Below are 13,298 nucleotides of genomic sequence, written 5' to 3'. Positions count from 1 at the left end.
TCACTCACTCTTCGCTACTCCTGCTGCGGCCAGGCGTGCAGCCACGCCGCCAATGTCACCGGCGCCTTGGGTAATCAACAAGTCGCCGTCTTGAAGCATTTTTTCCAGAAGACCTTCGATTTCTTGATTATCTTCAACAAATACCGGCTCAACGTTTCCGCGCTGACGAATGCTGCGGCACAGTGCCCGGCCATCCGCGCCAGGAATCGCAGGTTCACCTGCCGAGTAAACGTCCATCAACAGCAGTCCATCCACCTCGGAAAGCACTCGAACAAAATCTTCGTAAAGGTCACGTGTGCGAGTGAAGCGGTGCGGCTGATACAGCATCACAATGCGGCGATCCGGCCATGCACCTCGGGCTGCCTTGATAACGGCTTCCACTTCCGTGGGATGGTGGCCGTAGTCATCCACCAACGTGGCCTGCGCTTTGGCTGTCTTGTACTCTCCATAAACCTGGAAACGTCGACCCACACCGGCGAAGCCTGCCAAGCCACGACAGATAGCCGTGTCATCTACACCTTCATCGGTGGCCACAGCGATCACTGCGAGCGCGTTCAGCACGTTGTGCCGACCCGGCATTTTCAGTTCCACATCCAGATCAGGGCGACCGCCCGGGCGACGCACCACAAAACGGGTCTTGAGGCCGTCCGAAGAAATATTCTCGGCCCGATAGTCTGCATCCGGGTTGTCTATGCCATAGGTGATGATGGCCCGGGAAATGCGCGGGATAATTTCCCGAACGTACGGATCATCCACGCACATCACGGCGATGCCGTAGAACGGCAGGTTGTGCAGGAAGTCCACGAAAGTCTGCTTCAGCTTCTCGATATCGCCGCCATAGGTTTCCATATGGTCCGCTTCGATATTGGTGACCACCGAAATCGTTGGGGTCAGATGCAAGAAAGACGCATCGCTTTCATCAGCTTCCGCCACCAAGTAGCGCGAACCACCCAGCTTGGCGTTGGTGCCGGCGCTGTTAAGCTTGCCGCCAATCACGAAGGTGGGATCCAAACCGGCTTCGCCAAACACCGATGCAATCAGGCTGGTGGTCGTGGTTTTACCGTGGGTACCGGCAACGGCAATACCGTGGCGATACCGCATTATCTCGGCCAACATCTCGGCACGAGGTACGATGGGTACCCTGCGACTGCGTGCTGACACCACTTCCGGGTTATCTGAAGACACCGCAGAGGACACGACCACCACATCGGCGTTCGCACTGTTTTCTTCACGGTGGCCAATGAAAACCTGAATACCCATGGCCCGAAGGCGGTCGGTGACCACGCTCTCCTTGATATCCGAGCCAGACACGTCATAGCCTTGGTTCTTCAGAACCTCGGCAATACCGCTCATACCTGCGCCGCCGATACCAATAAAGTGGATACCGCGAATACGGCGCATTTCGGGAACCTGATACACCAGTGGCGTATTGTTCGAATCAGCCATTGGCGGCCTCCAGACAGTAATTCACAACTCTCTCCGTTGCATCAGAGCGCGCCAGCGAACGGGCGGCCTGTGCCATGTTCAGAATGCGTTCTCGGTTACCCGTCAAATCTTTCAAAGTGTCGGCCAGTACGTCCGGTGTCAGCTGAGACTGGGGCACCAAAATGGCTGCACCCGCTTTCACCATATGCTGCCCATTGCGCGTCTGATGATCGTCCACAGCGTGTGGGAACGGCACTAACACGGCACCCACACCGGCTGCACACAACTCCGAAACGGTTAAAGCTCCGGCTCGGCAAATCACAAGGTCAGCCCAGTTATAGGCTTCTGCCATATCACGGATAAACGGCTCTATGCTGGCGTTAATACCAGCGGATTCGTAGGCTTCGCGGGCGGCGTCGGCGTTCTTCTCGCCGCACTGGTGGCGAACTTCCGGCCGTTCGTCCTCAGGCAAGATCGCCAACGCCTTTGGCAGCTGTTGGTTGAACACCTGAGCCCCCAGGCTTCCGCCCACCACTAAAATTCTTGCCGGCGTGCTTCTTCCCGCCAAGCGCTGCTCCGGTGCCGGTAGCACCGCCAAATCTTTGCGTACCGGATTGCCCGTGCAGCGAGTTACCGTCTTATCACCAAAACTGCCCGGAAACGCTTCCAGTACAATGCTCGCAAAGCGCGTTAGAAGGCGATTGGTCATACCCGCTACGGCATTCTGTTCATGAATGATCAGCGGCTTGCGCAACAACCAGGCAGCCAAACCGCCCGGCCCGGTAACAAACCCACCCATACCAACAACGCAGTCGGGGTTGATTTTGCGCAACAGCGTGTAGGCTTCACCGAGCGCCCGCATCAAGCGGAACGGAGCCAGCAACAGCGCCAGTTTGCCCTTGCCTCGCAGGCCCTTAATATGAATTAAAGACAGCGGTATCTCGGTTTCTCCAATCAAACGCTCTTCCATGCCGCCTTTAGCACCGAGCCAATGCACTTCGTGGCCCTGCTCTTGCAGAGCCCGAGCGGTGGCCAGCGCAGGAAATACGTGGCCGCCTGTTCCACCGGCCATCATCAGGAAGCGGCGAGGACTAGTCATAAACCGCGCCTCCTTTTACTTTTCGGGCAGGTTTGTCTGCCGCCATTTTCTCTCGATCCAAGCGTTCCATTTCGACCCTGGCGATGATGCCCAAACCCACACACGTCACCAACAAACTGGAACCACCGTAGCTAACCAATGGCAACGTGAGTCCTTTGGTTGGCAGCAGGCCAGTCGTAACACACATATTGATGGCAGCCTGCAAACCAACCAGCATCGAGATGCCGTAGCTGAAACATGCGCCAAACGGCATGCCGCTTCGTTCGGCACGGCGACCAATCACAAAACCGCTCACCACCAACGCGGTAAACAGGCCGACTACAATCAGCGCCCCTATCAGGCCGAATTCTTCGGCAATGATCGCGAAGATGAAGTCCGTGTGAGCTTCTGGCAAAAAGAACAATTTTTGCACTGAGTTGCCCAGCCCCACGCCAGTCCACTCGCCGCGGCCAAAGGCGATTAACGATTGCGTGAGCTGATAACCACTATCGAACTGATCTTTCCAGGGATCGAGATAACTCACGACCCGCTTCAAGCGGTATGGCGCACTGACAACCAATACCGTGCCGGCAACGACCATCAAGCCAATCAGCGGAAGAAAGCGCGTGAGCCGAACGCCGCTCAGGAAAATCACGCCTGCAGCCGCGGCACTCAATACCACCGAGGCACCAAAATCCGGCTCGATCATCAACAGGCCAACCGCCAGCCCCAAAACGATTAATGGCCGGAAAAAGCCCGACCAATCATTCAGCAAGGCTTCCCGCCGGCGCACAACGTAACCCGAGAGGTAGGCGATCAAACACAGTTTGGCCACTTCGGAAACCTGAACGTTAAAGAAAAATACCGGTATCCAGCGGGTGGACCCATTGACCGTGCGACCAAGTGGGGTCAAAACCAAAACCAGCACAAACAAACCAACACCCAGCAACAACCAACCACTGCGCTCCCACCAAGAAATCGGGATGTTCACGGCAACCAGAGCCGCCAAACAGCCCAGCATGGCGAAAATTACTTGTCGTACCACGTAGTGGTAGCTGTTACCCATCGTCGCAGCAGCCACGTCCATCGAGGCTGACGAGATCATCACCATGCCGATAACCAGCAAAGCCACAGAGGTCAGCACTAATACCGGCAGTGGCTGGAATTCGAAACCGTTGGTTTGATACTGGGGAATACGGGCAGCTACTTGCATCACAGCCCCTCCACCAACGCACGGAACTGATCTCCGCGATCGTTATAATCTTTGAACATGTCGAAACTGGCGCAAGCAGGTGACAACAGCACACGATCCCCCGCACACGCCACCTCGCGAGCTTTCGCGACGGCTTGCTCAAGAGACCCGGCTTGAATTTTTGTCATGCTTTGCCCCAGCGCTTCGGAAATAGCGCTCGCGTCCCGGCCAATCAACACAACCGCACGGCACAACGTATTAACGGGTGCCGCTAAGGGTGCAAAATCAGCGCCTTTACCATCGCCGCCAACGATCAAAACCACCTTGCCGTGATCCGGAGCCAGACTTTCAATAGCAGCGACGGTTGCGCCTACATTGGTACCTTTGGAATCGTTGATGTAATCAACGCCATCCAGATTACGGACAAACTCACAGCGATGCGGCAAACCACGAAACTCTCGTGCCACATCCAACATGACCGCCATAGGCAAACCGGCAGCATGTCCAAGTGCCAAGGCAGCCATCACGTTGCTGATGTTATGGCGCCCCATCAGCTTCAATTCGCTGGCCAGCAGCAAGTTGTCAAAACCAAAGGTAATCCACGTACCCTGGTCGTCATCCCGGGTGCTAAAGGTATCGGGGTTGACCCGATTGAAGCCAAAACACAGAAAACGCAGGTTATCCCGCGCCATCGGAGTACTCAGGGCATCGTCTAGATTGACAATGGCATTCTTGCAACCGCGGTATACCCGTTGCTTAGCCTGAAAATACGCCATTTTGTCCGGGTAACGATCCATGTGATCGTCACTGACATTCAGTACGGTCGCGGCCACGGCATTAAGCGCCTCGGTGGTCTCCAGCTGGAAACTCGACACCTCGAGGATATAAAGGTCTGCTCCTTTACCCAGCAAATCCAACGCTGGCGTACCAATGTTGCCGCCAACTTGCACGTTTCGACCCGCTGCTTTGGCCATTTCACCCAACAGGCTTGTCACGGTGGTTTTTCCGTTTGACCCGGTGATGGCTATTACAGGCGCATCGGCTGCTGCCGCAAACAGGTCAATATCACCACGAATAAGTGCACCCTGATCGGCAGCTGCGGCTATCGCCCGCTCCGCGATACTGATGCCCGGGCTGACGACAAGTTCGCTGAACCCCGCAAACAAGCTCGTATCGAATTCACCTAAATGCACCGGCACTTCCGGCCAACGCGCCTTCATCTCTTGCAGCCCCGGCGGGTTAGTCCGGCTATCAGCCACGGCTACAGTGCGGCCTTGTTCGGACAAATAGCGCACGCACGAGAGCCCGGTTTTCCCGAGCCCTACGATCAATGTGCGACGATCCGAAACAATGACACTCATAGCAACGTTACTTTCCTATCGGAGTTTCAGACTGGCCAAGCCAATCAGAACAAGAACCACGGTGATCACCCAGAACCGCACGATGACTCGCGGCTCCGGCCAACCCTTGAGCTCAAAATGATGGTGCAAAGGCGCCATACGGAAGATCCGGCGCCCGGTCAGGCGGAAGGACGCCACCTGAAGGATGACCGAGATGGTTTCCATCACGAACACACCACCCATGATGAACAGCACAATTTCCTGCCGAACAATGACAGCAACCACACCCAGCGCTGCCCCCAAGGCCAATGCGCCGACATCCCCCATAAATACCTGGGCGGGATAAGTGTTAAACCACAAGAAACCAAGCCCCGCGCCCACAAGCGCGCAACAGAACACGATCAGCTCACCGGTGCCCGGGAGGTGCGGAATCAACAGATAATTGGCAAATTGGGCGTGCCCGGATACGTAAGCGAAAATGGCGAGCGCGCCTGCCACCATCACGGTGGGCATAATAGCCAGCCCATCCAGTCCATCGGTCAGGTTCACCGCGTTGCTGCTGCCCACAATCACGAAGTAGGTCAACAGAATGAACAGAACCGGCCCCAGAGTGAGGGACACATTTTTAAGAAACGGAAGATACAACGACGTTTCCTGCGGCAAAGTCGATGTAGCATAAAGAACCACCGCGGCCGCCGCCCCGATTACCGATTGCCAGAAATACTTCCAGCGCCCGGGCAAGCCACGGGGATTGCGTTCAACCACTTTGCGGTAATCATCCACCCAGCCGATCGCGCCGAACAAAATGGTAACCAGCAGCACAGTCCAGACATAGCGATTACTCAGGTCTGCCCACAGCAAAGTTGAAATCGCGATGGCCACAAGAATCAATGCACCCCCCATGGTGGGCGTGCCGGCCTTACTCAAATGAGTTTGAGGGCCGTCATCTCGAACCGCCTGCCCAATCTGGTACTGGCTGAGTTTGCGGATCATCAGCGGGCCGATCATCAGAGAAATCAGAAGTGCCGTCAGCACACCGAAAATAGCGCGCACGGTCAGGTACTGAAACACCGTCAGCGCAGAAAAATATTGAGATAAAACCTCTGTCAGCCAGAGCAGCATGCGTTTTTCACCTTTGTCTGCATTCCCTCCACCACGCGATCCATGGCGGAACTTCGAGAACCTTTGACCAGCACAACCATGGCACCCTGTCGGCCACCAACGATGGCGTCCACAGCTTGCTCATGGGTCTGGAACAGTTCAGCACCTTGTCCGAAGCCCTTGGCGTAGCCCTCACAACCCGGGCCCACCAGCAACAAACGTTCAATACCTTGTTCTTTAGCGTGAGCCCCGACCTCGGCATGCAGGTCGTCGCCCTGCTCACCCAGCTCGGCCATCGCACCCAAGACAGCCACTCGCTGCCCTTGGTATCCGGAAAGCACATCAATCGCCGCTTTCATGGATGCCGGATTGGCGTTGTAGCTATCATCAATTACCGTGAAGTCCGGTGCGGGCTCGAACACTTGCAAGCGTCCTTTCACAGCCTGCACACCACTCAATCCCTGAATCAGCTGCTCGTCCGTTGCGCCCAACTCCCGGCAGGCGGCAATGGCGCACAATGCGTTACTGATATTGTGTTCACCAACCAGAGGCAGACTGAACGCGCAGCGCCAGCCATTCGGCCCTTCGGCTTTAACCGCCATGGTTTGATCGGACGCAACCTGAGCCTCTGCCCGATAGTCGGCCTCCGGATGCCCCATCCGTGAGACGCTTACCACCCGGCGCCCGCCGGCCCGCTCAAGCCACTGATCGAAAGCTGGGTCATCCCGGTTGAGCACAACCAAACCCTGCTCGGCGACACCATCAATGATTTCGCCTTTCGCCGTGATGATGTTCTGGTAACTACCAAACCCTTCAAGGTGCGCCTGACCGGCATTCGTCAAAATGACCACTTGCGGACGGACAATGGCCACGGTGTGAGCAATTTCACCCAAACCACTGGCACCCAGTTCAACCGCACCGTATTGGTGTTCCGGCGACATCCGAAACAACGTTAACGGCACACCGATGTGGTTATTCAAATTACCTTCGGTCGCCAGCACCTCGCCCATTTGCTCAAGAATGGCTGCGGTTAACTGACGCACTGTGGTCTTGCCGCTACTCCCGGTGATGGCCACCAACTGCGCGCTGCTTTCATTGCGATTTCCTGCCGCCAACGCTGCAAGTGCATTAACCGTGTCATCGACCACCAATTGCGGCAATTGAACCGAATCGTCTGCGCTGTCTACTACTGCAGCGACGGCTCCTTGCGAACGCGCTTGTTCAAGAAACTCATGGCCATCAAAACGCTCACCACGCAGAGCTACAAATAACTGCCCACCACCTACCGCGCGGGTGTCAGTGGAGACGCCCTTGAACTGTACTTTTTCCGCATCAACCGGCTTACCCGCCAGCGATGCGCCAAGCCAGGATTTGGCTTCGGCCAGCGAAAAGGCGCGCATCATGCCACACCTCCATGGAGGTGCAACTGATTCTTGACCTGTTCGGCATCGCTGAAAGGAATTTTTTGGCCAGCCACTTCCTGCCAGCTTTCGTGGCCCTTTCCGGCAACCAGAACCAAGTCCTTTGGACCAGCCATGGCAACAGCCACAGCAATGGCAGAAGCCCGATCATGAATGACCTGATACTCAACGCCTTCAGAAAATCCTTTCTCGATATCCTGGGCGATTTGCTCCGGACTCTCAGACCTCGGGTTGTCATCCGTCACGATGACCACATCGGCTCTTTTTTGCGCTTCGGCTGCCATCTCAGGGCGCTTACCCGGGTCCCGGTCGCCGCCGCAACCAAACACGCAGATTAATTTTCCTTCCGCGTGAGGGCGCAGAGCCGCCAGCGCATTGGCTAGCGCGTCTGGAGTATGTGCGTAATCAACCACGACACAACGCCCGTCTGCGCCGGTGTACTTTTCCAACCGTCCTGCAGGAGGTACCAATCTGGAACAGGCATCTACTGCACGATCCACCGGTACACCCAGCGTCAACACCGTCGCCATAGCGGCCAGAACATTACTCGCGTTGAAACTGCCTAGCAGAGGCACTTCCAATACAAACTCTCCCCACAGACCATCGACCGCCGCCCGAAAGCCCGATGCCGTCGGCGTAAATTCTTTCAGCCACAATTCTGTCTGAGCTTCATGGAGGCTGTACCGTACCCGATCACACAACCCTTCCGTCTGTTCGTATAGCTGGCGCCCAAACGGGTCGTCGAAATTGATCACCGAAAAGTGCAACTCTTCGCGCCGGAACAAACGAGCCTTCGCCTCACCATAAGCTTCCATGGTGCCGTGATAATCCAGGTGGTCCCGGGTCAGATTGGTAAAAACAGCTCCCGTCATGGCAACTTTGTTAATACGCCCTTGCGCCAAAGCATGGGAAGACACTTCCATAACTGCGGCGCGACCGCCGTCCCGGCGAATCTGGTGCAATATCCGGTTTACCTGCACGACATCCGGTGTGGTATGGGTTGCCGGCTGCAAACTACCGGGCAGACCATAACCCAAAGTGCCAAGCACCCCGCAGGGCGTGCCAGCCTCTTGCAGCAGCGCCGAGATGTATTGGGTGACCGAGGTTTTCCCGTTGGTACCCGTCACGCCTATAACCCGCAAATGCCGGGAGGGATGCTCGAAGAAACGCGTGGCGATTCTGCCCATTTGATCTCGAAGGCCCACAATCGGAACGATCAGAGCCCCCTGCCGCTCATGACACTCTTGCGGAATGTTTGCTTCCAACAGAACCGCCGTCGCACCAGCCGAGATTGCTTGATCCAGATAGGCATCTGCCGGCGTTGTCGCACCCGACACCGCAATGAACGCGTCACCCGAAGCAACCTTGCGACTGTCCGTTTGCAAGCCATGAATCGTGACATCAAACACCGAAGGCACATCAACAATGCCTTGCAACAGGGTACTGATCGACGTGATGCACATAGCTACCCCCTATCCCCTGTTGCCGCAGCGGAAGCCCCAACATCGGAAACTTCCAACTCCGGCTTCACGTTCAACAAACGCAACGCATCACCCATGACCCGGGCAAACACTGGCGCGGCCACTTCACCGCCGTAATACTCTCCGGACTGAGGCGCATCTACGGCCACGACTGTTACGATCTTCGGATCATCAATGGGTGCCATACCCGCAAAAATCGCCTTATACATGCTGTCTTCATAACCGTGAGCACCAACCAGGTGCACCGTTCCGGTTTTACCGCCAGCCGCGTACAAGCCGGGCTGAGCTCGACCACCCGTGCCTTTCGCTACGGCGTCTTTCAGCATCTGCCGGACTTCGAAGGTCACTTTTTCGCTGAGAACCCGCTGTCCTTGCGGCGGCTGCTCTTGTTTCAGCAGACTAACCGGATAGCGAATGCCGCCGTTGGCCAACACCATATACGCCTGAGCCAATTGCAGCGCGTTCACGCTGAGGCCATAGCCATAGGACAGCGTGGCCTCCTCAACCGGCCGCCATTTCGGGCGCGCGGGCAACACACCGACGGCTTCACCGGGAAATCCAACACCCGTTGCCTGTCCTAACCCCATCCGCGAAAACAAATTGCTCAGGACATCGCCGCCCAGATCATTCGCGATTTTACTGACCCCAACGTTGCTGGATTTAACGATGATTTTGGTCAGATCCATCATGCCGTAGTTGCGATGATCGCGGATGGTGAAACGCCCGAAGCGACGATAGCCGGGAGAGGTATCGATCGTACTATTGGCGCTGTACTGACCCGACTCCAGAGCCGCTGCAATGGTCAACGGCTTGATTGTGGAGCCCGGCTCAAACAAGTCGGTTATGGCCTTGTTGCGCAAATTCTCAACCGCCAACTGAGAGCGGTCGTTCGGGTTATAGGAGCCCTGATTGACCATCGCCAACACCTCACCGGTACTGACATCAAGCATGACCAAGGTGCCGCCACGGGCCTTATGAGCCCCAACAACGGCTTTCAATTCTCGGTAAGCCAGGTACTGGAGCCGAAGATCAATACTCAGTTCAAGATCTTTGCCGGGGCGGGCTTCACGTACCAACATCAAATCTTTAATGAGGTGACCGCGACGATCCTTAAGTACACGCTTTGCACCCGGCTCGCCTTCCAGCCATTGGTTATAGGCGAGCTCGATACCTTCCTGCCCCTCCTCGTCGATGTTGGTAAAACCAACAACGTGGGCAGTCACTTCGCCCGCGGGATAGTAACGGCGATATTCCTGGCGTGCATAAATGCCGCCGAGCCCCAATGCCAGAGCCTCTTTTGCCATCGCAGGCTGAACTTTACGACGCAGATAGATAAATTCACGACTGGCGTAATCACGAAGACGCTGGCGAAGCTCCCCTTCGGGCAACTCCAACAGCCTGGCAAGCACCGCCAACTTGGGGTGCTCGGGATCGATCTCTGACGGGTTCGCCCACACCGTCTGAACCGGAGTGCTCACCGCTAACGGCTCTCCATGGCGGTCCGTGACCACACCGCGGTGAGCGTCAATGGACTCCATGCGAATGGTGCGCACGTCGCCTTGCTGGCGCAGAAAATCATTATCCACAACAAGCAAGTCGGTCAGACGCCAACCAATGCCCAGCATCACCAACAGAAAAACGCCCAGCACAGAGTAAAAGCGCCAGGCTTTCAAGCCTGCCACCAGTCGCTGCACCCTGCTGCTTGTCTGTTCGCTTCGAGCGGACAAATTGGTCACCTTGCTGCTGTTCTAGTTTTAATTAGCCGCAATCGGCGTCATCAACGGCACCAGCACGATATCCTGGCGCCCGGGAACCCTCATACCAAAACGTTCTGCAGCCAACTTCTCAACACGACCATGAGCACTAAGAGCACTCTGCTCCAGTAACAGCTGACTCCATTCACGCTCATGAGCGTCGCGCTGCTGCTGCAGAGTCGATAGCGTATTAAAAAGCTCACGATTCTCGTGCGCACTTACAACCACGCCAATGGCCGATACCGTCAACACCAATATCAGCACCAAAGACACGAGCACTTGCCTTTCACGTGCAGCCTCAAAGACTTCTCTGGAAACACGAACCGCCGAGACAACACCGTCTCTGACTTTCTCTTTATTGAGCTTTGCGGTTTTCGTTGGTTGTTCTATAGCTACGGCGCCCATGGCGTCTCGCTCCCTTGCGAATTCGCTTCAGTGTGTTCTTCGTTCCAGCACTCGCATAACAGCGCTGCGAGCCCGAACGTTCTCGTCTATTTCGTGATCGCTGGCCTTACTGGCCTTGCCGATCAGACGGTAAGAAGACTGCATCTGCTCCGCCGTCACTGGCACACCCTTTGGAATCTTCGGCCCTTGAGCCAAATCTCTCATAAACCGCTTTACCAAACGGTCTTCCAGAGAATGAAAACTGATCACCACCAAGCGGCCACCGGGGGCCAGACGCTCCGCAGCAACCTTTAACCCGATCTCTAAATCTTCCAACTCCCGATTGATAAAAATCCGGATAGCCTGAAAGGTGCGTGTCGCCGGGTGCTTGTGCTTCTCTTTCTTCGGCACAGCTTCAGCCACAAGCTCGGCCAGCTGTCGCGTTGTTTCCAAAGGCTCTTCCGCGCGGCGCTGAACCACCAAACGCGCAATACGGCGAGAGAAGCGCTCTTCGCCGTACCGAAAAATTACATCTGCAATATCTTTTTCATCCGCACTGGCCAACCACTGGGCCGCACTTGGCGCCTGCTGCGGATTCATCCGCATGTCTAAAGGGCCGTCTCGCATGAAGGAAAACCCGCGCTCCGCATCATCCAACTGCGGCGAAGACACTCCAAGATCCATCAACACACCGTTGACCGCCGGCCACTGCTGGGCATTTAGGGCTTCATCCAGTTCGGAAAACGAGCCGTGAAACCAATCAAAACGCTGATCGCTGGCCGCTAATTCATCTGCCACACGAATCGCCTCAGGATCTTTATCGATACCGAGCAAGCGACCCTGTTCGTTGAGCTGGCTCAGAATGAGCCGACTGTGGCCTCCGCGCCCGAACGTGCCATCGACATAACAGCCGGCGCTGTCATTAATCAGATAGTCGACTGCTTCATCGAGCAACACGGAACGATGCCTGAAACCTTCAACTGAGTCAGAATCCGGCTTGGTCATAGTGACAACGCCTCCATTTCAGGTGGCACATCGTCATCGTCAGAAGACTCATCCAGCCAGGCCATCCAACGCTCTTCGCTCCAGAGCTCCCATTTATTACCCTGACCGATCAACATCAATTTCTTTTCCAAATAGGCGTAACTTCTGAGCGTAGGCGGCACCAAAATACGGCCTGCCGAATCCAGCTCCATCGGTGCGGCATTACCCAGCATCAAACGCTGAAGGCGACGAACCGGCTTCTTGATGTTGGGAAGGGCTTCAATTTTGGGGCGCAAGGCCTCCCACTCAGGTTCCGGGTACAACAGCACGCAACGCTCTTCATCGGTATTCGCACTGGCAGTCAAAACAATACGGCCACCACAAAGCTGCGCGAGTTCTTCGCGCAGCTTTGTCGGGATCGCCAAGCGACCCTTCGCGTCCATATTGATGGCATGACTGCCAAGAAAGTTGCTCATTTACGCCGTATCCAAGGGTGCTAATTCCACAAAAAACCACTAGAAACCACTTTTTCCCACTTCCGCACACTATAGAAACACGCAAAAGACAATGCAAGCGCCGCTTTAGCCGCCACAAGACGAAAACTTCCTTTAATGACAAGAGGTTACGAAATAGAAATTTATGAAGAGACTGAAATGGAAGCGAGAAGTAGTGAAAAAACAAGAACCTGCAGGGCGTTCTGAACACCTAACCTAAAGTATAAGATCTTTTGGCTATAACCGCAGGGTTGTGAGAAGTACGCACATTAAATAATGATAGGAAAAGAGAGCTCGCCGATAAGCCGGGTTCTGTCGTGGACAGTCATTCATCTAGGGCCTGCGTCACCACAGACCTCAAGCAACCTACCCGAATCCAGCGCGGGCCACGCCAACGGATTCCTATTTGGTCTTGCTCCAGGTGGGGTTTACCATGCCGTGAACTGTTGCCAGTCACGCGGTGCGCTCTTACCGCACCATTTCAACCTTACCGGCGCCCGAAGGCACGTAGGCGGTGTATTTTCTGTTGCACTTTCCGTCGACTCGCGCCGCCCAGGCGTTACCTGGCACCTTGCCCTATGGAGCCCGGACTTTCCTCCCCCGGTAAAACCGGCGGCGACTGTCTGGCGAGCTCGGGGCTGACA

At 55.8% G+C, this 13,298-nt stretch carries 11 protein-coding genes and 1 other RNA gene; all 12 read right to left on the bottom strand.

Going from position 1 to position 13,298, the window contains the following annotated elements; translation table 11 throughout:
* On the bottom strand, positions 1–1,446 hold the full coding sequence (murC, locus tag DOQ08_RS00140) for a UDP-N-acetylmuramate--L-alanine ligase (RefSeq protein ID WP_114332892.1): 1,446 nt from the start codon (positions 1,444–1,446) through the stop codon (positions 1–3).
* Positions 1,439–2,524 (bottom strand): undecaprenyldiphospho-muramoylpentapeptide beta-N-acetylglucosaminyltransferase, encoded by a 1,086-nt coding sequence (gene murG, locus DOQ08_RS00135; protein WP_114332891.1) that lies wholly within the window; start codon positions 2,522–2,524, stop codon positions 1,439–1,441. Before murG ends, murC begins: the two co-directional genes overlap by 8 nt.
* Positions 2,517–3,716: a putative lipid II flippase FtsW gene (ftsW, locus tag DOQ08_RS00130; RefSeq protein ID WP_114332890.1), complete on the bottom strand. Its 1,200-nt coding sequence runs from the start codon at positions 3,714–3,716 to the stop codon at positions 2,517–2,519. The genes murG and ftsW overlap by 8 nt, the downstream gene beginning before the upstream one ends.
* Positions 3,716–5,056 carry a UDP-N-acetylmuramoyl-L-alanine--D-glutamate ligase gene (gene murD, locus DOQ08_RS00125; protein ID WP_114332889.1) on the bottom strand — a complete coding sequence of 447 codons (1,341 nt, stop codon included), beginning with the start codon at positions 5,054–5,056 and terminating at the stop codon, positions 3,716–3,718. The genes ftsW and murD overlap by 1 nt, the downstream gene beginning before the upstream one ends.
* A gap of 15 nt (positions 5,057–5,071) precedes the next feature.
* A complete protein-coding gene (mraY, locus tag DOQ08_RS00120) occupies positions 5,072–6,157 on the bottom strand; it encodes a phospho-N-acetylmuramoyl-pentapeptide-transferase (protein ID WP_114332888.1) in 1,086 nt (361 codons plus the stop codon).
* Positions 6,142–7,539 (bottom strand): UDP-N-acetylmuramoyl-tripeptide--D-alanyl-D-alanine ligase, encoded by a 1,398-nt coding sequence (locus DOQ08_RS00115; protein ID WP_114332887.1) that lies wholly within the window; start codon positions 7,537–7,539, stop codon positions 6,142–6,144. The genes mraY and DOQ08_RS00115 overlap by 16 nt, the downstream gene beginning before the upstream one ends.
* The gene (locus DOQ08_RS00110; protein ID WP_114332886.1) at positions 7,536–9,020 is read right to left on the bottom strand and encodes a UDP-N-acetylmuramoyl-L-alanyl-D-glutamate--2,6-diaminopimelate ligase; all 1,485 of its coding nucleotides are present in this window, start codon (positions 9,018–9,020) and stop codon (positions 7,536–7,538) included. The genes DOQ08_RS00115 and DOQ08_RS00110 overlap by 4 nt, the downstream gene beginning before the upstream one ends.
* 2 nt (positions 9,021–9,022) lie before the next feature.
* A complete protein-coding gene (locus DOQ08_RS00105) occupies positions 9,023–10,765 on the bottom strand; it encodes a peptidoglycan D,D-transpeptidase FtsI family protein (protein WP_114332885.1) in 1,743 nt (580 codons plus the stop codon).
* A gap of 27 nt (positions 10,766–10,792) precedes the next feature.
* Positions 10,793–11,197 (bottom strand): cell division protein FtsL, encoded by a 405-nt coding sequence (gene ftsL, locus DOQ08_RS00100; protein WP_114332884.1) that lies wholly within the window; start codon positions 11,195–11,197, stop codon positions 10,793–10,795.
* A gap of 27 nt (positions 11,198–11,224) precedes the next feature.
* Positions 11,225–12,181: a 16S rRNA (cytosine(1402)-N(4))-methyltransferase RsmH gene (gene rsmH / locus DOQ08_RS00095; RefSeq protein WP_114332883.1), complete on the bottom strand. Its 957-nt coding sequence runs from the start codon at positions 12,179–12,181 to the stop codon at positions 11,225–11,227.
* Positions 12,178–12,636 carry a division/cell wall cluster transcriptional repressor MraZ gene (mraZ, locus tag DOQ08_RS00090; RefSeq protein WP_114332882.1) on the bottom strand — a complete coding sequence of 153 codons (459 nt, stop codon included), beginning with the start codon at positions 12,634–12,636 and terminating at the stop codon, positions 12,178–12,180. The genes rsmH and mraZ overlap by 4 nt, the downstream gene beginning before the upstream one ends.
* Positions 12,637–12,939: 303 nt before the next feature.
* Positions 12,940–13,289, bottom strand: an RNA gene (rnpB, locus tag DOQ08_RS00085) — RNase P RNA component class A.
* Between the last annotated feature and the right edge of the window lie 9 nt (positions 13,290–13,298).

The sequence above is a fragment of the Marinobacter litoralis genome (assembly GCF_003336705.1).
Lineage (GTDB): Bacteria > Pseudomonadota > Gammaproteobacteria > Pseudomonadales > Oleiphilaceae > Marinobacter > Marinobacter litoralis.
This window is presented reverse-complemented; position numbering and strand designations above follow the sequence as displayed.

What these genes read in the sequence shown, in the direction of transcription:
- murG (WP_114332891.1), bottom strand. Translation starts at nt 2,524, where the DNA reads ATGACTAGTCCTCGCCGCTTCCTGATGATGGCCGGTGGAACAGGCGGC.
- murC (WP_114332892.1), bottom strand. Translation starts at nt 1,446, where the DNA reads ATGGCTGATTCGAACAATACGCCACTGGTGTATCAGGTTCCCGAAATG.
- DOQ08_RS00115 (WP_114332887.1), bottom strand. Translation starts at nt 7,539, where the DNA reads ATGATGCGCGCCTTTTCGCTGGCCGAAGCCAAATCCTGGCTTGGCGCA.
- ftsL (WP_114332884.1), bottom strand. Translation starts at nt 11,197, where the DNA reads ATGGGCGCCGTAGCTATAGAACAACCAACGAAAACCGCAAAGCTCAAT.
- murD (WP_114332889.1), bottom strand. Translation starts at nt 5,056, where the DNA reads ATGAGTGTCATTGTTTCGGATCGTCGCACATTGATCGTAGGGCTCGGG.
- DOQ08_RS00110 (WP_114332886.1), bottom strand. Translation starts at nt 9,020, where the DNA reads ATGTGCATCACGTCGATCAGTACCCTGTTGCAAGGCATTGTTGATGTG.
- rsmH (WP_114332883.1), bottom strand. Translation starts at nt 12,181, where the DNA reads ATGACCAAGCCGGATTCTGACTCAGTTGAAGGTTTCAGGCATCGTTCC.
- mraY (WP_114332888.1), bottom strand. Translation starts at nt 6,157, where the DNA reads ATGCTGCTCTGGCTGACAGAGGTTTTATCTCAATATTTTTCTGCGCTG.
- mraZ (WP_114332882.1), bottom strand. Translation starts at nt 12,636, where the DNA reads ATGAGCAACTTTCTTGGCAGTCATGCCATCAATATGGACGCGAAGGGT.
- ftsW (WP_114332890.1), bottom strand. Translation starts at nt 3,716, where the DNA reads ATGCAAGTAGCTGCCCGTATTCCCCAGTATCAAACCAACGGTTTCGAA.